Here is a 22524-nt window from a genome sequence, read left to right as displayed (position 1 = left end):
GAAGGAAGTGTTGGAGATAAGTTTAGCGGCGGATCAAGAACGTTGCGCTGAAACGGGGAGACAGGCTCCCCGCTTGTCAGGCCTGCATGGCATCACGAACGCGTTGCAAATCGTCTGGCGTATCCACACCCACACTGGGAATGGTTTTCGCGACGGCGACATGAATTTTTTCGCCGTACCATAAAACACGCAGTTGCTCGAGCAGCTCAATCTGTTCCAGAGGACAAGGCGCCCAGGCGACATAGCGGCGAATAAAACCAGCACGGTAGGCGTAGATGCCAATGTGGCGCAGCAGCGTATCACCGATCTGCTCGCGCGAGGCGGCGTACCGTTCACGATCCCAGGGGATGGTCGCCCGTGAAAAATAGAGCGCGTAGCCATTCACATCCATGACGACTTTCACCGCATTCGGATTAAAGGCTTCTTCCACATCGGTGATCGGCACCGCCAGCGTCGCCATCCCGGCCGCCGACCCCGCCAGATTGGTCGCCACCTGACGCACAATCTCGGCCGGAATCATCGGCTCATCGCCCTGCACATTTACGATGATTTCATCATCGGCAAACTGATATTTTTCGATCACTTCCGCCAGTCGCTCAGTGCCAGACTGGTGATCGGCGCGCGTCATGCAGACTTCGCCGCCTGCCGCTTCCACTGCCTGCGCCACGTCGGGATGATCGGTGGCAACAATGACCCGGCTGGCACCCGATTCACGGGCCCGCTCCATTACATGCACGACCATCGGTTTACCGTGGATATCGAGCAGCGGCTTGCCGGGTAAGCGGGTTGACGCATAACGCGCAGGAATGATAGCGGTGAAACTCATGGATGAATCTCTTCAACTGACAGCGTGCGGGCTTCGGTTTCCAGCAGCACCGGAATGCCGTCCCGGACCGGGAAGGCCAGGCCATCAGGTTTGCAGATCAGCTCCTGTTGAGCATTGTTGAAGTAGAGTTTGCCATTGCAAACCGGGCAGGCAACGATTTCGAGTAAACGATGATCCATATGTCCTCCATCAGGGACCGAATGCTTAAGGATTCAAGCATACCATAGCGCGGCGCGTGCGGGATGGGGTAAAACGCCATCCCGCAGCGGCTGCCGCAAAATTGATTAATCCAGCGTCCACAGGGCTGGCCACTGATCGTTAAGCGCGTCGGGTGCCTGCAGGATAGCGACACTTTCAGCACCCTGCCACGTCGCGAAGCGTTCGATAGCACGCCGGATATCCAGCAAAAATCGCGCCGTAACGCGGGTCTTCTCCTCCAGCCAGATATTTTTAATCTCCAGCTGTTTTGCCTGACGCAGCATGCGGGCATCCAGCCGCCCTTTTATCTGGCCGCGATGGAGGATGGGCAAAACAAAATAGCCAAATTTGCGTTTTTCCTCTGGGGTATAGCACTCAATACGGTAGTCAAAATTGAACAGCTCACGCGCACGCTTGCGATCCCAGACCACCGGATCAAACGGCGACAGCAGCGCGCTGTGCGTCGCCTGCAGCGGCGTATCCAGCAACGGCACGTAGTCACGATGCAGCCACATCTCACCCAGTCCCTCTGTATTGACGGCGACCAGATCGCCCGCAGCCTGGGCGTCAGCGATAAAGTGGTTCACGGGTGCCCGCTTCAGGCGATAGTAATCCGCCAGCCAGGCCGCGCGGAAAATCCCTAAGCTGCGGGCGCTATTCATCAGCATCTGACGGGTCGCCTCCGCTTCACTGATGCCATGTATCGCATCCTGCCAGTCGGGCATCACGCGGCTGCGCAGATCGTAGACGCGCTGAAAATTACGGCGTTCGGTGACCATCAGCTCACCGGCGCTGAAGAGATTCTCCAGATGACGTTTGTGCGGTTTCCATGCCCACCAGCCTGACTTCGGGTTATCGGCATGGGTAAAATCGGCGGCGCGTACCGGGCCGTTGTCTCTGATCTGCTGCAGTAATTCGGCAATGGCCTGCTGGTGCTCAGCGACCCATTGCGCATTGTATTTCCAGCCCAGACGTTCCGGCGACAGCATGCGATGACGAAGAAGTCGGTAATCGGCACGGGGAATAAAGCAGGCTTCGTGCGCCCAGTACTCAAAGAGTTCGCCCTGTGCCAGAGCCTGTTCCAGCCATGCCTGAGGATAGTTCCCCAGGCGACTGAACAGCACCAGATACGGACTACGGGCCACCACATGAATGGTATCGATTTGCAGCAGCGACATGCGGGAAATGCAGTCAATCAGATCCTGATAAACAGCACGTTTTGCCGGAGTTCGCAGCAGGCCCTGCGCGGCGAGATGAAGGTGGCGTGCTTGCTGTAACGAAAGTGAATGCGTACTGTTCATCCTCTTCCTTATCAGGCTTCACCTGAACGGGGGCGGGTATCAGGAAATATGGCGGCAGAGTTGTTCAATGTCATCCAGTAACGGCGTCACGGCATTACCAGTTAAATGGGCATCGACCGGCAAATACCACCAGTCAGGCTGGGCAAAGTGACGGCATTTCACCGCGTCTTTTTCGGTCATCAGCAGTTGCTGACCCGCCTGGAGTAATCGGGTCAGTTCATCTTTGCTGTAGGCGTGATGATCGGCAAAGGCGATCTCTGCGACCGGCGTTATACCCTGCTGTTTCAGCGTGGTGAAAAAACGCGGGGGATGACCAATACCGGCCATGGCGACTACCGCACCCAGTTGCTCCGGCGGGCAGGTTTCACCGGTCAGCAGATTGGTGGCCAGCCCGGGCTGAAGTTGCATGGCAATCTCGTCGGGCTGTGCTTCGCCGCCGTTAATGATCACGGCATCGACCTGCTGCAGACGATCGGCACGTTCACGCATCGGACCGGCAGGCAACCACCAGCCATTACCAAAACGACGGACCCCATCAACCACCACGATCTCGCGATCGCGCTGCAGGGCGTAATGTTGCAGGCCATCATCCGTGATGATCACATCCAGCGAACCCTGTTTCAGTAACGCCTCAATCGCCCGTCGCCGTTGAGGGGCGACCGCGACCGGCGCCCCGGTGCGCTGGGCGATCAATACCGGCTCATCCCCGGCCTGTTCGGTGGGGGTCTGCGCCGTGACCAGCAAGGGATAGTGGTCCGCCTTGCCACCATATCCTCGGGAGACCACGCCAGCGCGCAGGCCGCGCTGCTGTAACGCCTCGACCAGCCAGATGACCACCGGCGTCTTTCCATTCCCGCCAGCAGTCAGGTTACCTACCACCACGACCGGCAGAGGCGCACGCCAGCTTTTACGCCAGCCGCGCCTGTAACTGATGCGTATCAGGGCCGTGATCGCACCATACAGCAGGCTGAATGGCCATAGCAGCAGCCATAGCGGTGAGCGACCACTCCAGATACGTTCAATCATTGGCCGAATTGCATCTTGTGCAGCTGTGCATAGGCACCGCGTTCTGCTAACAGCACCTGATGCGTACCGCGTTCAACAATCTGGCCATCTTCAATTACCACGATTTCATCCGCTTTCTCGATGGTAGAGAGTCGGTGCGCAATTACCAGCGAGGTACGGTTCTTCTGCAACTCATCCAGTGCAGACTGAATCGCGCGTTCAGACTCGGTATCCAGCGCCGAGGTGGCTTCATCGAGGATCAGGATCGGGCAATCACGTAACAACGCACGGGCAATGGCAATACGCTGACGCTGACCGCCAGATAACAGCACGCCATTCTCGCCAATCATCGTATCCAGGCCCTTATCCATTTTATTGATAAAGTCCATGGCATGCGCCATGGTGGCCGCCTGCTCGATCTCTTCACGACTGTATTGCTCACTGCGGGCATACGCGATGTTATTGGCAATCGTGTCGTTGAAGAGGTGCACATTCTGTGACACCAGCGCCACCTGATTACGCAATGAGCGCAGGCTGTACTCACGCAGATCATGACCGTCCAGCAGGATTTCGCCCTGCTGGATATCATAAAAGCGGGTCAGCAGGCTCGCCATCGTAGACTTACCGGAACCGGAACGGCCCACCAGCGCCACCGTTTTTCCTGCTGGCAGCGACAGATTGATATTACGCAGTGCCGGAATTTCACGACCTGGGTAGGTAAAGGTGACATCACGGAATTCAATATCCCCTTTAGCACGGGTAATTTCGCGCGTACCGTTATCTACTTCCTGCTCACTATCCAGAATAGAGAACAGTGTCTGACAGGCCGCCATCCCACGCTGGAACTGGGCGTTGACGTTGGTCAGAGACTTAAGCGGGCGCATCAGGGCAATCATCGAGGAGAAGACCACGGTGATGGTACCGGCTGTCAGGGTATCCATGACGCTGGGGAAGCTGGCGGCATAGAGCACAAAAGCCAGTGCCAGCGACGCGATCAGCTGAATAATCGGATCGGAAATGGAGGAGGCTGAAACGAGTTTCATTCCCTGCTGACGCATCCGGTTACTGACGCGGGAAAAGCGCTCCGATTCAATGTCCTGTCCGCCAAAAATCAGCACTTCTTTGTGCCCTTTCAGCATTTGTTCGGCGCTGGTTGTCACCTGCCCCATAGTGTTCTGCATACTTTTACTGATGGTGCGGAAGCGCTTAGAGACGGTGCGGATAGCAAAGGAGACGATAGGTGCCAGTACAATCAGGATCAGCGACAGCTGCCAGCTGTAGTAGAACATCATGATAAACAGGCCAATAATGGAAGCCCCTTCACGCACTACGGTGACCAGCGCGCCCGAAGAAGAGGAGGCGACCTGCTCAGAATCGTAAGTAATGCGTGACAACAGAGTGCCGGTTGACTGCTGGTCGAAAAACGAAACCGGCATGCCCATCATATGGCTGAACAGACGACGGCGGATGTTCATCACGACGTTGCCAGAGACCCAGGAGATGCAGTAGCTGGAGATATAACTGGTAACTCCGCGTACCAGCATCAGGCCAATAACCACTAACGGCAGCCACAGCATCACCGATCTGTCAGCTTTACCAAAACCATCATCCAGTAACGGTTTCAACAGTGAGAGCATTAAGGCGTCGCCCGCAGCATTAATAATCAGGGCGACTGAGGCCGCAATTAATCCCGCTTTATTAGGCGCGATCATCGGCCAGAGTCGGCGAAACGTCTGCCACGTAGAGAGATCTTTATCTTGATGCATTATTTATTCACGCTGTTGGAAATAGCCGGCCATTCTACCTGGATTCGCGTTTGACGCCAAACCACTGATGATACCAACGGGGCATTAATTGATCCCGCAAGGTGGAAACCTGCGCTCTGCCCTGCTCTATCCTGATACTGATTTGTCCTGACTGGCCCGTATCCAGCCACTGAAAACCGGCCGTTCGATAGTTTTCCAGCACATTTTTCGCGGGCATACGCCATGCATTGTAGCGTGCCAGCGAGGCGATAGCGGTGTGGCCTGCGGCTTTACGCAGCAGCAATGAGGTCGACGACGTCCGGCTACCGTGGTGCGGGACCTGCAGAATATCGACCTTCAGCCCCTGCTTCTCCAGCGCCACCAGCTGGCGTTCCGCTTTCGCTTCAATATCACCGGTTAACATCAGCCGGACCTGACCATCATCAACGATCACCACACAGGAGTCATTATTTCCGCCCGGCAGGGGTGCCGTCAGCGGCCAGACCACCCGAAAGTGGAGCTGCCGCCAGCGCCACTGCGTGCCCCGTACGCAGGGTAAGTGTGCCTCATCAGCCAGCGCACTTCTGACTTCAACCGCTGGCCAGCGTTGAGTAATCGCCTCCAGCCCGCCAGTATGATCCAGATGTTTATGACTCAGGATGACCTGTTTTAACCGTAACTGCCTGCGCTCCAGCCATGGAATGATCACCCGACTCCCCGCATTATCGTTCTGCCAGCGCGGGCCGGTGTCATACATCACCGCCTCGTCGCCCTGGCTGATCACCAGACTCAGACCGTGCCCGATATCCAGCATATCGATGCGCCAGCCCTGCTCCTGATTTGGCTGGCGACTCAGTATCATCGCCAGCGCTAAGGCGCAGCTGCTTAGTGGCAGAGAGAAGAAGAGCTGCGCACGCCAGAGAATCAGGCCGCCCCATACCATAACCGTAAACCAGGTTGTGCCACTCAGCGGCCACCAGCCTGGTGGCAGCAACGTCAGGCAATGAAACAGTGCACGTAAAGAGAGATCGGCCGCTCCCCAGAAGAAGCCAGATAAATTCGCCACCGGCAGCAGCAGGGCGAGCGTCACCAGAGGCATGGTAATAAACGAGACGACCGGAATCGCGACAACATTTGCCACCAGCGCAGTCAGGCTGATGCCGTTGAAAATCGCCACCTGCAACGGCACCATTAAAATCATCATGCCCGCCTGTAAATGCAGCAGCTGTACCGGAATCCAGCGCCGTTGCTGACGGAACGCCGCAGGCAGCGGGAACCAGTGATACCAGACCAGCAGCATGCCCACAGCCAGTACCGAGAGCCAGAAGCTGTCAGAGAACACGGTCAGCGGGTCGGTTACCAGCAGCAACGCAATACAGAACGTCCAGACCTGCCAGCTATTCAGCTGAACACCCGCAAACCGTGTTATCGCCCATAGCGTCAGGGCAAGCAGCGAACGCTCTGCGGGAGGCTGTGCACCAGAGAGCCAGGTATAGATTGCAGCAAACAGCCAGCTCACGATGAGGGGGAAAAGATAGCTGATATAACGGGCTGGCAAGATAAATTGCACCCCACGCGCAATCATCCAGCCGGTGCTGGCGGCCAGGGCGATATGCATGCCCGATATCGCCATCAGATGCGCGGTACCGGTATCCCGCAGTAGCTGACGCGTCTGCTGGCTCATCTCATCCCGAATGCCAAAAGCCAGTGCCTCCAGCGTTGCACGTGCAGGCATTGCACGGGTCCTGTCACGATGCCATAAAATAAATCGCCAGCGGCTATCACAGCGATCGCTTACCGCAGTCTGCTTAAGGATTCGTCCCTGAAGCGGCGTATTATTAGCCAGTGCAAAACGCTGCGCATCAAAATCGCCCTCATTAAGGCGGGCATGTTCCGGTCGCAGACGTAGTTGCATCGTCCAGCGTTGTCCTGGACAGTAGACCTCCGGATCAGCATCAAACCAGATCCAGGCAAAGCGAGGCGGAAAAATCATCCTGCCCTCCTCTTTCAGCAGACGAACCCGGATTTGCTTCCGCTCTTTCCGCAGTTCACTGATCTGAAGGGTGTAGGTGGCAGGACGCACCGAGAACTTTTCGATATCCCGCACTATCAGACGGGCGTCGTTACAGGCCCATGCCAGCAACAGCAGAGTAATACCGGCCAGACGGACGGGTTGGTAAGGGCAATGCAGCAGAGCCAGTCCTGTGAGGAGGAAGCCCCACATCACCTCACCGGAAGGCAGCCGGGCCATCAGCATTAGCGGTAACGTTGCAACGATCGCCAGTCGCGCCAGAACGGTCCATGTCAGCATAATCGTATCCATTGATTCAGTTCGATTATTCTGGGCAAAGGAGATGAAAGTAACAGCGGATGATCAGGCAGGCTGGAGCGCTCTCACAAAGAGAGTGCGGTGTTGCAGTGTTGATGACAGCAATCCGGATGTCAGGTCTGAGCCTGAATCGCAGGCAAAAAAAAACGACATCCGGAGATGTCGTTTATCTGGTTCGGTATCGGCTTAGCCGTAGATATTTGCGCGATCGCGCAGCTCTTTGCCTGGCTTAAAGTGGGGAACGTATTTACCTTCCAGATCCACTTTGTCACCCGTTTTCGGGTTACGTCCAGTACGCGGAGCGCGATAGTGCAAAGAAAAGCTGCCGAATCCCCGGATTTCGATGCGTTCGCCCTGTGCCAGCGTAGTGGCCATGTGCTCTAGCATCTCTTTTACTGCATCCTCAACGACTTTCGCCGGTATATGAGTATGCTGTCCCGCCAGTCTTTCGATCAGTTCTGACTTGGTCATGTAACCTCCGGTTTATCCCTATGGGAATGTATGACAGCTTTTACCGAAACCGGGTGGTTGCCCACCCGGTGCTTCAGGCCGATTACTCGCCTTTAGCCGCTTTGAACGCTTCAGCCATAGCGCTAGAGAAATTGCCTTCTTCCTGTTTGGTGTTAACAGTATTGATGGCTTCTTTCTCATCAGCCTGGTCTTTCGCACGGACAGACAGGCTTACGACACGGTTTTTACGATCAACGCCGGTGAACTTAGCTTCAACGTCGTCGCCAACGTTCAGAACCAGAGTTGCATCTTCAATGCGGTCCAGTGAAGCTTCAGAAGCGCGCAGGTAACCCTCAACGCCGTCTGCTAATTCAACTGTAGCACCTTTAGCATCAACTGCAGTCACTTTACCGGTGACGATGGCACCTTTCTTGTTCAAAGTGATGTAGTTGTTGAACGGATCTTCTGCCAGCTGTTTAACGCCCAGAGAGATACGCTCGCGCTCTGCATCAACCTGCAGTACAACGGCAGCGATTTCGTCGCCTTTTTTGTACTCACGAACGGCTTCTTCGCCAGTCGCGTTCCAGGAGATGTCAGACAGGTGAACCAGACCGTCGATGCCGCCATCCAGGCCGATGAAGATACCGAAGTCAGTGATTGACTTGATTTTACCTTCAACACGATCGCCTTTGTTGTGCGTCTCAGCGAACAGCTGCCATGGGTTAGATTTACACTGCTTCAGACCCAGGGAGATACGACGACGCTCTTCGTCAATGTCCAGAACCATAACTTCAACCACGTCGCCTACGTTAACAACTTTAGACGGATGGATGTTTTTGTTGGTCCAGTCCATTTCAGACACGTGTACCAGACCTTCAACGCCTTCTTCGATTTCCACGAAGCAGCCGTAATCAGTCAGGTTGGTAACACGACCGGTCAGGCGAGTGCCTTCCGGATAGCGTTTAGCGATAGCAACCCATGGATCTTCGCCCAGCTGCTTCAGACCCAGAGAAACACGGGTACGCTCGCGGTCGAACTTCAGCACCTTAACGGTGATTTCGTCGCCCACGTTGACGATTTCGCTTGGATGCTTAACGCGTTTCCATGCCATGTCAGTGATGTGCAGCAGGCCATCAACGCCGCCCAGATCAACGAATGCACCGTAGTCAGTCAGGTTCTTAACGATACCTTTGACTTCCATGCCTTCCTGCAGGTTTTCCAGCAGCTGATCGCGCTCTGCGCTGTTTTCGGATTCGATAACCGCACGACGTGAAACCACGACGTTGTTGCGTTTCTGATCCAGCTTGATCACTTTGAATTCAAGCTCTTTGCCTTCCAGGTGCAGCGTATCGCGCACCGGACGCACATCTACCAGTGAACCTGGCAGGAACGCACGGATACCGTTGAGCTCAACTGTGAAGCCGCCTTTAACTTTGCCGTTGATAACACCGGTAACAGTTTCAGCGTCTTCGTAAGCTTTCTCCAGCGTGATCCATGCTTCATGGCGCTTAGCTTTCTCACGGGACAGCAGGGTTTCACCGAAGCCGTCTTCCACTGCATCCAGAGCAACATCAACTTCGTCGCCTACCTGGATTTCCAGTTCGCCGGCTGCGTTCTTGAACTGCTCTGCAGGAATTGCAGATTCAGATTTCAGACCCGCATCAACCAGAACGACATCTTTGTCGATAGAAACGACGATGCCACGAACGATAGAACCCGGGCGGGTTTCGATTGTTTTTAAGGATTCTTCAAATAGTTGAGCAAAAGATTCAGTCATATTGATAATCTTCAGGATTCTTCAATTTAACGTCCATCTGACTTCATGTCGGATGGGGTTGTTTCACATGCCCGGCACCGGATCCATGGTACAGGGTGGTAGATTCAGTTAAGCCGTAATACCCAGCTTCTCGCGGGCATATTGTAGCGCTTTTTCAATGACTTGATCGATAGACATCTCGGTAGAGTCCAGAACCAATGCATCGCCAGCGGCTACTAAAGGCGCAATTGCGCGATTACGATCGCGGTCGTCGCGTTCTTTTATCTCGGCTAAAAGGCGGTCAAAGTTAACATTAAAGCCATTATCCTGCAACTGTAGCATACGGCGCTGAGCACGCTCTTCCGGGCTGGCATCAAGGAAAATTTTCACTGGCGCATCCGGAAAAACCACGGTGCCCATATCACGGCCATCAGCAATCAGGCCCGGCATCTCGCGGAAACCGCGCTGGCGGCGCAATAATGCTTCGCGTACCCGGGGAAAAGCGGCAACACGAGAAGCGGTGTTGCTGACCTCCTGAGTACGGATTTCACCGGTGACATCTTCACCTTCAAGTATGACCTGCATTTCACCATTTTGTGACACAAAGCGCACATCCAGGTGAGCAGCAATCGGCACCAGCGCTTCTTCAGATTCAATCTCCACCTGATGATGCAATGCGGCCAACGCCAGCACGCGATAAATAGCACCGGAGTCCAGCAGATGCCACTGCAGCGATTCAGCCATCGCTTTGCACAGGGTTCCCTTTCCCGCTCCACTTGGCCCATCAATAGTTATGACCGGGGCAGTTACTGTCATTATTCCCTCCTGTTGCTGCGTGCTTCCTGACCTTTCGGTCACCATTAATGACTAGCATTATACGCTGCATAGCACGGCTTGGTTACCCTTTCGCACTGATCGGGTTCGTAATCTTAGTCAATTCAGAGGATCTCTGGCCTGTTACAGCCAGATAAAATCAGGGGAGTTCCGGTGCGAACCGCACCGGAAGGGAAGATATCAGGCGCTCTGGCTGATTTTAGCCAGTTGAACGAAATAGTCCGGGAAGGTTTTTGCAGTACAGCCAGGATCGAGAATGGTCACCGGGGTATCAGAAAGTGCAACCAGAGAGAAACACATCGCCATGCGGTGGTCATTGTAGGTGCCAATATCCGCATGAATCAGCGTCGCTGGCGGCGTAATAAGGATGTAGTCATGACCCTCTTCGACTTCTGCCCCGACTTTACGCAGCTCTGTGGCCATTGCGCTCAGTCGATCGGTCTCTTTTACCCGCCAGTTATAAATATTGCGTAACCGGGTGGTGCCCTCTGCAAATAGCGCCGTAGTCGCGATGGTCATTGCAGCATCCGGAATATGGTTCATGTCCATATCGATGGCCTGCAGTTTTCCGGCCGTACAGGCAATGTAATCATCGCCCCACTCAATCGTCGCGCCCATCTTTTCCAGCACGTCAGCAAACCGGATGTCACCCTGCACACTCTGGCGTCCAATCCCGGTGACGCGAACCGTTCCGCCTTTTATAGCGGCAGCGGCCAGGAAATAGGACGCGGAAGAGGCATCGCCTTCAACCAGGTAATCACCCGGCGACTGATACTGTTGCTGTCCCTTGATCAGGAAGCGTTGATAGTTCTGATTCTCAACCTCGACGCCAAAGCACTGCATCAGATTGAGGGTAATATCGATGTAAGGTTTCGACACCAAATCACCTTTGATGGTGATACAGGTATCCTGCTGTGCCAGCGGCGCGGTCATCAGCAGCGCGGTCAGGAACTGGCTGGAAACGCTGCCATCCACACTGACTTCACCCCCGGTAAAACCACCGCGTAAACGCAGCGGCGGATAGTTTTCGTTTTCCAGGTACTCAATGGTTGCTCCGCCCTGACGAAGTGCGTCAACCAGATGCCCGATTGGACGCTCTTTCATGCGGGGTTCGCCGGTCAGTTCGATATCGTGCTGGCCCAGACAAAGCGCCGCGGCCAGCGGACGCATTGCGGTTCCGGCATTGCCCAGAAACAGTGACAGCGGTTGAGATGCGTGCAGTGGCCCGGCATTTCCCGTCACTTCACACAGGGTGCGATCGCTGGAAAGCGTATAGCTTACACCAAGCGCGGTCAGCGCATTCAGCATGTGCTTAACGTCGTCGCTGTCGAGCAGGTTGGTAAGACGGGTTGTACCTTTAGCCAGAGCAGCCAGCAGCAATGCACGATTGGAAACGCTCTTTGAGCCGGGCAGATTTACCGTGCCGTTGACGCGCGCAATCGGTTGGAGAGTCAGGGAGTCCTGCATGTGAAACGAAATCCTCAAAAAATACAGAGACCTCGCCGTGTGACGAGGTCTGGCATCAGCATCAATGCTGATATCTTAATAATCAGCCGTGACGGCGTTCAAAATCGACCATGAAATCGGTCAGAGCCTTCACACCTTCCAGCGGCATCGCATTATAAATAGAGGCGCGCATACCGCCTACTACACGATGGCCTTTAAGCGCGTGTAATCCCGCCTTAAACGACTCTTCCAGGAACAGCGCATCGAGTGAAGCATCGGCCAGCTGGAAAGGGATGTTCATGCGTGAGCGGTTTTCTGTTGCCACATCATTACGATAGAAGCCACTGTGATCGATTACGCCATAAAGCAGGTCAGATTTTGCCTGATTGATACGATCAATTTCAGCGACACCGCCCTTCTCTTTCAGCCATTTAAACACCAGCCCTGAGAGATACCACGCAAAAGTCGGCGGGGTGTTAAACATCGAATCGTTATCGGCCAGCACTTTGTAATCGAGGATTGAGGGCACAGAGGCGTGCGCCTGACCCAGCAGATCTTCGCGAACGACAACCAGCGTTAATCCGGCCGGACCCACATTTTTCTGCGCACCCGCATAAATCACACCGTAACGACTCACATCGATAGGGCGTGACAGAATGGTGGATGAGAAATCAGCAACAACGGTTTTACTGCCAAAGTCGGGCTGTTCGTCAATTGCGATGCCATCAATGGTTTCATTCGGGCAGAAATGCAGGTAAGCGGACGTCTCACTCACCTCCCATTCGCTCATTGGCAGGATGGCTCGTTTACCGTCGCGCGTTGTTTTGACATCCAGCGTGCGTGGGGAACAATACTTTTCCGCTTCTTTTATTGCGCTATGCGCCCAGTAACCGCTATCAACATAGTCGGCACTGGTCGCTTTACCCAGCAGATTTCCCGGTACGGCAGCGAACTGCGCACGCGCCCCGCCATGACAGAATAAAACTTTGTAATTCGACGGTATTTTTAGCAGATCACGGAAGTCCTGCTCCGCTTCTTCAGCCACCTGAATAAACTCTTTACTGCGGTGACTGATCTCCATTACAGAGGTACCCAGACCGCGCCAGTTCGTCAGTTCCTGTTCTGCACGACGAAGCACTTCAACCGGTAGCATCGCCGGGCCAGAGCTAAAATTATAAACTTGCGTCATTTCCCCTCACCACTGTCATATCGAACGGTTATGAATAACCATCCGGTTTTATCACTGCATTCTGATAGCTGCAATCATAAATCAGGGAGCGGTCACATTTTCTGAATCTGGCTCGCCGGAGGTTATGTTACCAATGCAAATCTGCGCGGAATTTTGTGAGGCTTTATCCAGCGCCATTAATTCGCGTTTGGCCTTAGAGCGAAAGTGATGAAAACTAAGCCGGTAAAGTAAGCCGGTAAAAATGTCCCGCCCTGATAGCGGTCTGTTAGCAAAATCCGTATCATTGCGCGCTTTACGCACCCTATGACAACTGAGAGAGCGGCACTATGACGCAAACATTTATCCCGGGCAAAGATGCCGCACTGGAAGACTCCATTGCGCGTTTCCAGAACAAGCTGCAGGATCTTGGCTTTAACATTGAAGAAGCATCCTGGCTGAATCCTGTCCCCCATGTCTGGTCAGTGCATATCCGCGACCGCGATTGCCCGCTCTGTTTTACCAACGGCAAGGGCGCCAGTAAAAAAGCGGCGCTGGCCTCCGCGCTTGGCGAGTATTTCGAGCGTCTCTCAACTAACTATTTCTTTGCTGACTTCTGGCTGGGAAAAAAGATCGCTAACGGCGATTTTGTTCACTATCCCAATGAAAAATGGTTTGCGTTACCTGATGATGAATCCTTACCTGAAGGTATTCTGGATCCACGCCTGCGCGCATTTTACGATCCCGATAATGCCCTGACGGCTTCCGGCCTGATTGATCTGCAGTCCGGGAATACTGAACGTGGTATCTGCGCCCTGCCCTTTACCCGTCAGTCCGACCAGCAGACTGTCTATATCCCGATGAATATTATCGGCAACCTCTATGTCTCAAACGGCATGTCGGCAGGTAATACCGCGAACGAAGCGCGTGTTCAGGGGCTGTCTGAAGTGTTTGAGCGCTATATTAAAAACCGCATTATTGCTGAAGCGATCAGCCTGCCTGCGATTCCTGATGACGTGATGCAGCGTTATCCTGAGGTGATCGAAGCCATTGCACGTCTTGAAGCGGAAGGCTTCCCGATTTTCGCTTATGACGCCTCTCTCGGCGGTAAATATCCGGTTATCTGCGTGGTGCTGTTTAACCCAACCAACGGAACCTGTTTTGCCTCATTTGGTGCTCACCCTGATTTCGGTGTGGCGCTGGAGCGTACCGTTACCGAGTTGCTGCAGGGCCGAAGCCTCAAAGATCTGGATGTGTTTACTCCACCGACCTTTGATGACGAAGAAGTGGCTGAGCATGCCAACCTTGAAACACACTTTATCGATTCAAGCGGCCTGATCTCCTGGGATCTGTTTAAAGAAACTGCGGATTATCCTTTTGTCGACTGGTCATTCGCGGGCAGCACCGAACAGGAATTCGCCACGCTGATGGCAATCTTCACCTCGGAAGATCAGGAAGTCTATATTGCAGACTACGAGCATCTGGGTGTCTATGCCTGCCGCATCATCGTGCCAGGCATGTCTGATATCTACCCGGCAGAAGACCTGTTCCTGGCGAACAACAGCATGGGAGCGGGCATGCGTGAAACCCTGCTGGCCCTGCCTGACAGCAACTGGAATCCGGAAGAGTATCTGGATCTGATTGGACAGCTTGATGATGAAGGCTTTGACGACTTCACCCGTGTTCGTGAGCTGCTGGGTCTGGCGACCGGTAAAGACAATGGCTGGTACACGCTGCGTGTTGGCGAATTAAAAGCGATGCTGGCGCTGGCGGGCGGCGATCTGGATCAGGCATTGATCTGGACAGAATGGACGATGGAGTTTAACAGCTCAATCTTTACGCCAGAGCGCGCTAACTACTATCGTTGCCTGCAGACCCTGCTGTTACTGGCTATGGAAGATGAGCGTGATCCGTTGCAGTATCATCACGCTTTCCTGCGGATGTATGGTGAGAGCGCAATGGAAGCAGCCTCAGCCGCGATCAGTGGTGAGAATCCGTTTAATGGCCTTCAGGCTGTTGATGATGAGCTGCAGGCCTTCCCGGCCCATCAGTCGCTGCTTGCCGCCTACGAAAAACTGCAAAACGCCAAACGTCACTACTGGAAAAACGCGTAAGCCATAACGCGTCAGACTGAAAGCAGACGGCTAACCATGGCACTGGATTTATCTGGTGCCATCATTCCCCACTTTCTCTATGAAACATTAGCTACTTTAAAATTCCTTCTTATTACATCACATCATTTTAATTAACACATAAGCCATTAATTAATAACACAGCCTGAACTAAAAAAGTGGCGCATCACTTTATATTAAAATATTTTTGTATTTTTAAAATAAATTTATTTTTTTATATTCAGTTAGTTAACTCATAATTTTCTCATTAATTTGCGACCAGTGGGTTACCACCCTGGCAAACATGATCCATATCAATTACTGACCTATACTCCTTTGTTAGTATTTTTTCAGACAACTTCAGGAGTAAGTTAGTGTGAAAACTGACAACCCTTTTAATCTTTTATTACCCGCCGCGATGGCGAAAGTGGCCGAAGACGCGGGTATCTATAAAGCAACCAAACATCCTTTTACGACCTTCTTTCTGGCAATAAACGCCGGCGTATTTATCTCAATCGCATTCGTTTTTTATATTACAGCAACCACCGGTAGCGGCGCGATGCCCTATGGCATAGCCAAACTGATTGGAGGTATCTGCTTTTCACTTGGCTTAATGCTGGTCGTGGTATGTGGTGCTGACCTTTTTACTTCTACTGTATTAATCGTTGTCGCCAAAGCCAGTGGCCGTATCAGCTGGGGCCAGCTGGCCCGCAACTGGATTAACGTCTACGCCGGTAACCTTGCAGGTGCACTCTTCTTTGTCGCCCTGATGTGGTTTGCAGGACAGCACATGGTCGCGAATGGTGCCTGGGGATTGAATGTCCTGCAAACCGCCGACCACAAGATGCATCACACCTTCATAGAGGCGGTTTGTCTGGGTACATTGGCCAATCTGCTGGTCTGTCTCGCCGTCTGGATGAGTTACTCAGGCCGCACCCTGACCGATAAGCTGGTCGTGATGATTCTGCCTGTTGCGATGTTTGTCGCAAGCGGTTTCGAACACAGTATCGCCAACATGTTTCTTATACCCTATGCCATTGCTATTCGTGACTTCGCGACACCTGAATTCTGGCAGGCAGCTGGCACCACGGCGGCACAGTTTCACTCGCTGACCCTCAGTAACTTTATTATCGACAACCTGATTCCCGTGACCATCGGAAACATTATCGGCGGCGGCGTTCTGGTTGGGTTGACCTACTGGGTTATCTATCTCCGTAAAGGTGACCAGGTTCATTAAACGCATTTTTGACGGCACAGGAAGTTGGCTGTGCCCGACCGTAAAGTCTCCTCATATAAGGCAGGTATATTATGACCGAACTTAATGCAAAACTGGCTTCAGCATGGGAAGGATTTGCTGAAGGCGAATGGCAGAATAGCGTCAATGTGCGCGACTTCATTCAGAAAAACTACACCCCATATGAAGGTGACGAGTCATTCCTGGCGGGTGCCACCGAAGCGACCACCAAACTGTGGGAAAGCGTGCTGGAAGGCATCAAAATTGAGAACCGCACCCACGCGCCAGTCGACTTCGACACCGATCTCGCCTCAACCATTACCTCGCACGACGCGGGTTACATCATTAAGCCACTGGAAAAAATTGTCGGTCTGCAGACCGAAGCGCCATTAAAACGCGCCATCATTCCTTATGGCGGCATCAAAATGGTCGAAGGGTCATGCAAAGTGTATGGCCGTGAACTCGACCCTTCACTGAAAAAAATCTTCACCGAATATCGCAAAACGCACAACCAGGGCGTGTTCGATGTTTATACCCCGGACATTTTGCGCTGCCGTAAATCAGGAATCCTGACCGGCCTTCCTGATGCTTATGGCCGTGGCCGTATTATCGGTGACTATCGTCGTGTGGCGCTGTACGGCATCGATTTCCTGATGGCGGATAAATTCGCTCAGTTCGCCTCACTGCAGGAAGATTTAGAGAATGGCGTTAATCTGGAAGCGACCATTCGTCTGCGTGAAGAGATTTCTGACCAGCATCATGCGCTGGCCCAGATTAAAGAGATGGCAGCAAAATATGGCCATGACATCTCCGGTCCGGCTACCAATGCGGTTGAAGCAGTACAGTGGACTTACTATGGCTACCTGGCTGCAGTTAAATCACAAAACGGTGCTGCCATGTCATTTGGCCGCGTCTCAACCTTCCTTGATGTTTATATCGAACGTGACCTTAAAGCCGGTAAACTGACCGAAGAGCAGGCACAGGAACTGATTGACCATCTGGTGATGAAACTGCGTATGGTTCGCTTCCTGCGTACACCTGAATATGATGAGCTGTTCTCAGGTGACCCAATCTGGGCAACAGAATCCCTGGCAGGTATGGGCGTTGATGGCCGTACCCTGGTCTCAAAAAGTACGTTCCGCTTCCTGAATACCCTCTACACCATGGGTCCTTCACCTGAGCCGAACATGACCATCCTGTGGTCAGAAAAACTGCCGATTAATTTCAAAAAATATGCCGCTAAAGTCTCTATCGATACCTCATCTTTGCAGTATGAGAACGATGACCTGATGCGTGCTGATTTCGACAATGATGACTACGCAATCGCCTGCTGCGTGAGCCCGATGATTGTCGGCAAACAAATGCAGTTCTTTGGCGCACGTGCCAACCTGGCGAAAACGCTGCTCTACGCAATCAACGGCGGCGTGGATGAAAAGCTGAAAATGCAGGTTGGACCGAAAGGCGACAAAATCAGCGACGACGTACTGGATTTCGACACCGTCATGGAGCGTATGGATCACTTCATGGACTGGCTGGCAAAACAGTATGTGACTTCGCTGAACATCATTCACTACATGCATGATAAATACAGCTACGAAGCGGCGCTGATGGCCTTACATGATCGGGATGTCTACCGCACCATGGCCTGTGGTATCGCGGGTCTCTCCGTCGCTGCGGATTCACTTTCTGCCATTAAATATGCCAAAGTGAAACCAATTCGTGACGAAGATGGTCTGGCCATCGACTTCGATATTGAAGGCGAATATCCGCAGTTCGGTAACAACGACTCACGGGTAGATGACCTGGCCTGCGATCTGGTTGAACGCTTCATGAAGAAAATTCAGCAGCTGAACACCTATCGTAATGCCGTGCCGACGCAGTCTGTTCTGACCATTACTTCGAACGTGGTATATGGTAAGAAAACCGGTAACACACCAGATGGACGTCGCGCTGGCGCGCCGTTTGGACCAGGTGCTAACCCGATGCATGGTCGTGACCAGAAAGGTGCAGTTGCCTCGCTGACTTCCGTCGCGAAACTGCCGTTTGCCTACGCAAAAGATGGTATCTCCTATACCTTCTCAATCGTACCAAACGCGCTGGGTAAAGATGATAACGTGCGGAAAACCAACCTTGCCGGTCTGATGGATGGTTACTTCCATCACGAAGCCAGCATCGAAGGCGGTCAGCACCTCAACGTTAACGTTATGAACCGTGAAATGCTGCTGGATGCGATGGAACATCCAGAGAAATATCCGCAACTGACCATTCGCGTTTCCGGTTACGCTGTGCGCTTTAACTCACTGACTAAAGAGCAGCAGCAGGATGTGATTACCCGAACCTTCACTAAGTCACTGTAATTACTGCTCTACCTGATAAAAAAGGCTCCTCGCGGAGCCTTTTAATTAAAAGTCTGTTCTGGTGGTCATCTCCATCAAGGTTCCCACCAGAATCGATTTCCTGCCCTGAGCGCAACAGAGATTGCGCCGTCTGTCCCGGCAGACTTACTGGAGAAAACATCGCAATGTCAGTTAACGGTCGTATCCACTCATTTGAATCCTGCGGCACCGTCGATGGTCCCGGTATCCGTTTTATCACCTTCTTCCAGGGCTGCCTGATGCGCTGCCTCTACTGTCACAACCGCGACACCTGGGATACTCACGGTGGCAAAGAGATCAGCGTCGAAGCGCTGATGGCGGATGTACTCTCCTATCGCCATTTTATGAACGCCTCTGGTGGCGGCGTCACGGCCTCAGGCGGTGAAGCCATTCTCCAGGCTGAATTTGTGCGCGACTGGTTCCGTGCCTGCAAGGCCGAAGGTATTCATACCTGTCTCGACACCAACGGCTTCGTACGCCGCTATGATCCGGTGATCGATGAACTGCTCGACGTTACCGACTTAGTGATGCTCGACCTGAAACAGATGAATGACGACGTGCATCAGATTCTGGTGGGTGTCTCCAATCACCGTACGCTGGACTTTGCCCGTTACCTGCAGAAAAAAGGCAAACGGACATGGATCCGTTTTGTCGTGGTGCCCGGCTATTCCGACGATGATGACACCGCGCATCGCTTGGGTGAATTCACGCGTGACATGGAGAACGTTGAGAAGATTGAATTGCTGCCCTATCACGAGCTGGGTAAGCATAAATGGATTGCGATGGGTGAAGAGTACAAGCTGGACGGGGTGAAGCCACCGAGCAAAGAGACAATGGATCGCGTGAAAAACATTCTCGCCAGCTATGGCCACGAAGTGATGTACTGAAGAATCTGCCACAAAAAAAGGGAGCTTAACGCTCCCTTTTTGCTGTTCAGCGATCAGGCATGTGCCACTGGCGTAGCCTGATGATTCGCTTTGCGCAGCAGCATCACCAGATAAATCAGCGCCACAGCAGCGATCATCACGAACAGCAGCTGGTCAGAATAATTCTGCATCAGAACAGAGGTCATTGCCGGTCCAGCCAGACTGCCCACGGTATAACTCATCAGCAGTGCCTGATTCATCGCTACCAGTTCATGATGTGCGACCGTCTCGCAAGCCCAGGACATCGCCACCGGATAGAGTGTGAAGCCTGCCAGCCCCAGAACAAATAGCGCTGGTGCCATCGCGGCATTGGTTAACATGGCCATCGCACCCAGGATAACCACAAAGACCTGAACTCGCAGCACCAGCATGCGACCAAAACGATCGGCCAGACGGCCAATGGGCCACTGGCCCACAATGCCTGCGCTGACCAGCAACGCCATCCAGTAACCCACATTGGCATCACTCATTCCCTGATGTGACAGGTAAAGCGGCATCAGGCCATAAAGCGAGCCCAGAAGGATGCCAGAGATAATGCAGCCATTGATGCCCAGACGTGAGCTACGGCGACGCAGCATCGGCCAGATGCGGGCCGGAGCGGCTTCTGTCGCTTCACCGCTGGCGGAGACGCGAGTAAAGACCAGTGGCAGCACGGCGCAGAAGACCAGCGACGTCACCCACGGAATCACGCTGAGTAATTCCGTAGACAGTTTGCTGACCAGCAACTGGCCTGTCACGGTGCCGATGTAATAGACAACCATATAGGCCGCCAGCAGCTGTCCCCGATTACGTACCGTTCCGCTGCACAGAAGTGCGCTCTCGACCACCACCCACATCAGCGCACAGCCGACACCGGCGATGAAACGCATTGAACTCCATGCCCAGAAACCCGACATCATCGCCAGGCACAGAGTCGCGACGGCAAACATCAAGGTAGCCAGGTAGTAGCTGCGGTTGAAGCCGTAATGCCTGATTAACCAGCCAGCCAGCAGAGTCCCTGCGAGGTTACCGGTGTAATAGGAGGAGCTTACGATGCCCACCTGCCAGGTTGTCAGTAAGTCATGCGTCAGCCACAGTGGAACGAGCGTATTCAGCACGGCAATTGCGACAGTCATTAACATCAGGCCGCAAAGCAGCAATATCACGGGGCGTGACCAGGTTGACATAGGGGATAGAAACCAGAGCAAATGAAGGAAATTGCGCGCAGTTTGCCACTGGCCTTTTTAAAGTCAATGGGCGAACTTTAACGGCAGCACATTTTGCTGTGCGACAATTTAATTTACTAATCTTCAGTGGGTTACAATCGTAAGAAGCGGCAGGTCGCTAAATGCTATCTCTATGAAAAATTAGGTTTTTAGCCATTCTGGCCTGGCTGGTATCGATAACGTTTATTTGTGATTAAAATGAGGCCTGACAGAACAGTTTTTCCGGAGCAATAACATAAAAAAACCCGGCCATGGCCGGGTTCAGAGAGTTACTGTTGCTTAGCCGATAATTTCGACGCCATTCATATAGGGGCGTAAAACCTCAGGCACAGTGATGCGGCCATCTTCCTGCTGATAATTTTCCAGCACCGCCACCAGGGTACGGCCTACGGCCAGCCCTGAGCCATTCAGGGTATGAACCAGACGCGGTTTCTTATCCTGTTTGTTGCGGCAACGCGCCTGCATACGACGCGCCTGGAAATCACCCATGTTGGAACAGGATGAAATTTCACGATAGGTATTCTGCGCCGGTAGCCAGACTTCCAGATCGTAAGTTTTAGTCGATCCAAAGCCCATATCGCCGGTGCAGAGTAAAACCTTACGATATGGCAGGTTCAGCAGCTGCAGCACTTTCTCAGCGTGACCGGTCAGCTCTTCCAGGGCATCCATTGACTGCTCCGGCGTGACGATCTGCACCATCTCAACTTTGTCGAACTGGTGCATACGGATCAGGCCACGCGTGTCACGACCGTAAGAACCCGCTTCAGAACGGAAGCACGGCGTATGCGCAGTCAGTTTAACCGGCAGGCTATCCTCTTCGAGGATCTCATCACGCACCAGGTTAGTCAGCGGCACTTCCGCAGTAGGAATCAACGCATAGTTGCTGCTGTCTGACTCCTCTTCCAGCGGACGGGTGTGGAACAGGTCTTCGCCAAACTTAGGCAGCTGTCCGGTACCGTAAAGCGTTTCGTGGTTAACCAGATAAGGCACGTAGGTTTCAAGGTAGCCATGCTGCTCGGTGTGCAGGTCAATCATAAACTGACTCAGTGCACGGTGCAGGCGGGCAATCTGCCCCTGCATGACCACAAAGCGTGAACCGGTCAGTTTCACGGCAGACGCAAAATCCAGGCCTTTAGCCGCTTCACCCAGCTCAACGTGATCTTTAACCTGGAAGCTGAACTCGCGCGGGGTACCCCAGCGGCTCACTTCCTGGTTTTCGCTGTCATCTTTGCCCAGCGGCACTTCATCGGCCGGAATGTTCGGCAGTGCCAGTGAGAAGTCACGGATTTGATTCTGCAGTTCATCCAGTTCTGCTTTTGCGGCATCCAGGCGTTCGCCCAGCGCGTTCACTTCCTGACGCAGCGGCTCGATGTCTTCCCCACGTGCTTTGGCCTGACCGATGGATTTGGATCGGGAGTTACGCTCTGCCTGCAGATTTTCTGTTTCCACCTGCAACACTTTGCGACGCTCTTCAAGCGAACGCAGCGTTTCCACATCCAGTTTGTATCCCCGGCGTGCCAGTTTTTCTGCGACTGCGTCTGGCTCGTTACGCAGCAGATTGGGATCGAGCATGCTTATCCTGTGTATAAAAAGTTGGTTGAAAGAAGGGACGCATTCC

The 22524-nt window shown here is 53.3% G+C and carries 17 protein-coding genes; 4 read left to right on the top strand and 13 right to left on the bottom strand.

The features are described 5' to 3' along the window. Positions 1-76 precede the first annotated feature (76 nt). The 11 genes from kdsB to serC all read right to left on the bottom strand — a co-directional run bounded on the left by kdsB (position 77) and on the right by serC (position 13079). Positions 77-826, bottom strand: coding sequence for a 3-deoxy-manno-octulosonate cytidylyltransferase (kdsB, locus tag AC6I8B_RS06570; RefSeq protein ID WP_010254955.1), 750 nt, complete (start codon positions 824-826; stop codon positions 77-79). After that, positions 823-1005, bottom strand: a complete 183-nt coding sequence (locus AC6I8B_RS06565) for a Trm112 family protein (protein ID WP_003849374.1) — start codon at positions 1003-1005, stop codon at positions 823-825. Before AC6I8B_RS06565 ends, kdsB begins: the two co-directional genes overlap by 4 nt. 105 nt (positions 1006-1110) lie before the next feature. Next, a complete protein-coding gene (locus tag AC6I8B_RS06560; RefSeq protein ID WP_157351803.1) occupies positions 1111-2325 on the bottom strand; it encodes a winged helix-turn-helix domain-containing protein in 1215 nt (404 codons plus the stop codon). Between the two features lie 39 nt (positions 2326-2364). Beyond that, the gene (gene lpxK / locus AC6I8B_RS06555; RefSeq protein ID WP_157351801.1) at positions 2365-3351 is read right to left on the bottom strand and encodes a tetraacyldisaccharide 4'-kinase; all 987 of its coding nucleotides are present in this window, start codon (positions 3349-3351) and stop codon (positions 2365-2367) included. Next, complete coding sequence (msbA, locus tag AC6I8B_RS06550; protein ID WP_010669759.1) at positions 3348-5096, bottom strand: lipid A ABC transporter ATP-binding protein/permease MsbA; 1749 nt, start codon at positions 5094-5096, stop codon at positions 3348-3350. Before msbA ends, lpxK begins: the two co-directional genes overlap by 4 nt. Before the next feature lie 34 nt (positions 5097-5130). Next, positions 5131-7386, bottom strand: coding sequence for a DNA internalization-related competence protein ComEC/Rec2 (locus tag AC6I8B_RS06545; protein WP_497817617.1), 2256 nt, complete (start codon positions 7384-7386; stop codon positions 5131-5133). Between the two features lie 204 nt (positions 7387-7590). Next, positions 7591-7875: an integration host factor subunit beta gene (ihfB, locus tag AC6I8B_RS06540; protein ID WP_003849360.1), complete on the bottom strand. Its 285-nt coding sequence runs from the start codon at positions 7873-7875 to the stop codon at positions 7591-7593. Positions 7876-7957: 82 nt separating this feature from the next. Further along, complete coding sequence (rpsA, locus tag AC6I8B_RS06535; RefSeq protein WP_003849352.1) at positions 7958-9631, bottom strand: 30S ribosomal protein S1; 1674 nt, start codon at positions 9629-9631, stop codon at positions 7958-7960. 108 nt (positions 9632-9739) lie between these two features. Further along, positions 9740-10426, bottom strand: a complete 687-nt coding sequence (gene cmk, locus AC6I8B_RS06530; protein ID WP_010254946.1) for a (d)CMP kinase — start codon at positions 10424-10426, stop codon at positions 9740-9742. A 198-nt stretch (positions 10427-10624) separates the two neighbouring features. Then, complete coding sequence (gene aroA, locus AC6I8B_RS06525) at positions 10625-11911, bottom strand: 3-phosphoshikimate 1-carboxyvinyltransferase (RefSeq protein WP_033766826.1); 1287 nt, start codon at positions 11909-11911, stop codon at positions 10625-10627. Between the two features lie 82 nt (positions 11912-11993). Next, positions 11994-13079, bottom strand: a complete 1086-nt coding sequence (serC, locus tag AC6I8B_RS06520) for a 3-phosphoserine/phosphohydroxythreonine transaminase (protein WP_157351797.1) — start codon at positions 13077-13079, stop codon at positions 11994-11996. A gap of 326 nt (positions 13080-13405) precedes the next feature. Here serC and ycaO point away from each other — a divergent pair, with 326 nt between their 5' ends. From ycaO to pflA, 4 genes are all read left to right on the top strand, one after another. Then, positions 13406-15169, top strand: a complete 1764-nt coding sequence (gene ycaO / locus AC6I8B_RS06515) for a 30S ribosomal protein S12 methylthiotransferase accessory factor YcaO (protein WP_010669756.1) — start codon at positions 13406-13408, stop codon at positions 15167-15169. Between the two features lie 373 nt (positions 15170-15542). Then, entirely contained in the window at positions 15543-16403 is an 861-nt protein-coding gene (gene focA / locus AC6I8B_RS06510) for a formate transporter FocA (RefSeq protein WP_010254939.1), read from the top strand. 71 nt (positions 16404-16474) lie between these two features. After that, positions 16475-18757, top strand: coding sequence for a formate C-acetyltransferase (pflB, locus tag AC6I8B_RS06505; protein ID WP_010254936.1), 2283 nt, complete (start codon positions 16475-16477; stop codon positions 18755-18757). Between the two features lie 164 nt (positions 18758-18921). Beyond that, positions 18922-19662 (top strand): pyruvate formate lyase 1-activating protein, encoded by a 741-nt coding sequence (pflA, locus tag AC6I8B_RS06500; RefSeq protein ID WP_010669755.1) that lies wholly within the window; start codon positions 18922-18924, stop codon positions 19660-19662. 53 nt (positions 19663-19715) lie between these two features. On the opposite strand, the gene AC6I8B_RS06495 is transcribed toward pflA, so the two are convergent. Both AC6I8B_RS06495 and serS read right to left on the bottom strand, forming a co-directional pair. After that, positions 19716-20867: an MFS transporter gene (locus AC6I8B_RS06495; protein WP_010254932.1), complete on the bottom strand. Its 1152-nt coding sequence runs from the start codon at positions 20865-20867 to the stop codon at positions 19716-19718. Positions 20868-21185: 318 nt separating this feature from the next. Further along, a complete protein-coding gene (serS, locus tag AC6I8B_RS06490; RefSeq protein WP_039387614.1) occupies positions 21186-22478 on the bottom strand; it encodes a serine--tRNA ligase in 1293 nt (430 codons plus the stop codon). Positions 22479-22524: the final 46 nt, after the last annotated feature.

It is taken from the genome of Pantoea sp. X-Soil-ISGK-285 (genome assembly GCF_059730815.1).
Note: the sequence above shows the minus strand (reverse complement) of the source record. Positions and strands in the feature narration are given on the sequence as shown.

Excerpts from the sequence above, each read along its gene's own strand:
- kdsB (WP_010254955.1), bottom strand. The coding sequence starts at position 826 with ATGAGTTTCACCGCTATCATTCCTGCGCGTTATGCGTCAACCCGCTTA.
- AC6I8B_RS06565 (WP_003849374.1), bottom strand. The coding sequence starts at position 1,005 with ATGGATCATCGTTTACTCGAAATCGTTGCCTGCCCGGTTTGCAATGGC.
- AC6I8B_RS06560 (WP_157351803.1), bottom strand. The coding sequence starts at position 2,325 with ATGAACAGTACGCATTCACTTTCGTTACAGCAAGCACGCCACCTTCAT.
- lpxK (WP_157351801.1), bottom strand. The coding sequence starts at position 3,351 with ATGATTGAACGTATCTGGAGTGGTCGCTCACCGCTATGGCTGCTGCTA.
- msbA (WP_010669759.1), bottom strand. The coding sequence starts at position 5,096 with ATGCATCAAGATAAAGATCTCTCTACGTGGCAGACGTTTCGCCGACTC.
- AC6I8B_RS06545 (WP_497817617.1), bottom strand. The coding sequence starts at position 7,386 with ATGCTGACATGGACCGTTCTGGCGCGACTGGCGATCGTTGCAACGTTA.
- ihfB (WP_003849360.1), bottom strand. The coding sequence starts at position 7,875 with ATGACCAAGTCAGAACTGATCGAAAGACTGGCGGGACAGCATACTCAT.
- rpsA (WP_003849352.1), bottom strand. The coding sequence starts at position 9,631 with ATGACTGAATCTTTTGCTCAACTATTTGAAGAATCCTTAAAAACAATC.
- cmk (WP_010254946.1), bottom strand. The coding sequence starts at position 10,426 with ATGACAGTAACTGCCCCGGTCATAACTATTGATGGGCCAAGTGGAGCG.
- aroA (WP_033766826.1), bottom strand. The coding sequence starts at position 11,911 with ATGCAGGACTCCCTGACTCTCCAACCGATTGCGCGCGTCAACGGCACG.
- serC (WP_157351797.1), bottom strand. The coding sequence starts at position 13,079 with ATGACGCAAGTTTATAATTTTAGCTCTGGCCCGGCGATGCTACCGGTT.
- ycaO (WP_010669756.1), top strand. The coding sequence starts at position 13,406 with ATGACGCAAACATTTATCCCGGGCAAAGATGCCGCACTGGAAGACTCC.
- pflB (WP_010254936.1), top strand. The coding sequence starts at position 16,475 with ATGACCGAACTTAATGCAAAACTGGCTTCAGCATGGGAAGGATTTGCT.
- pflA (WP_010669755.1), top strand. The coding sequence starts at position 18,922 with ATGTCAGTTAACGGTCGTATCCACTCATTTGAATCCTGCGGCACCGTC.
- AC6I8B_RS06495 (WP_010254932.1), bottom strand. The coding sequence starts at position 20,867 with ATGTCAACCTGGTCACGCCCCGTGATATTGCTGCTTTGCGGCCTGATG.
- serS (WP_039387614.1), bottom strand. The coding sequence starts at position 22,478 with ATGCTCGATCCCAATCTGCTGCGTAACGAGCCAGACGCAGTCGCAGAA.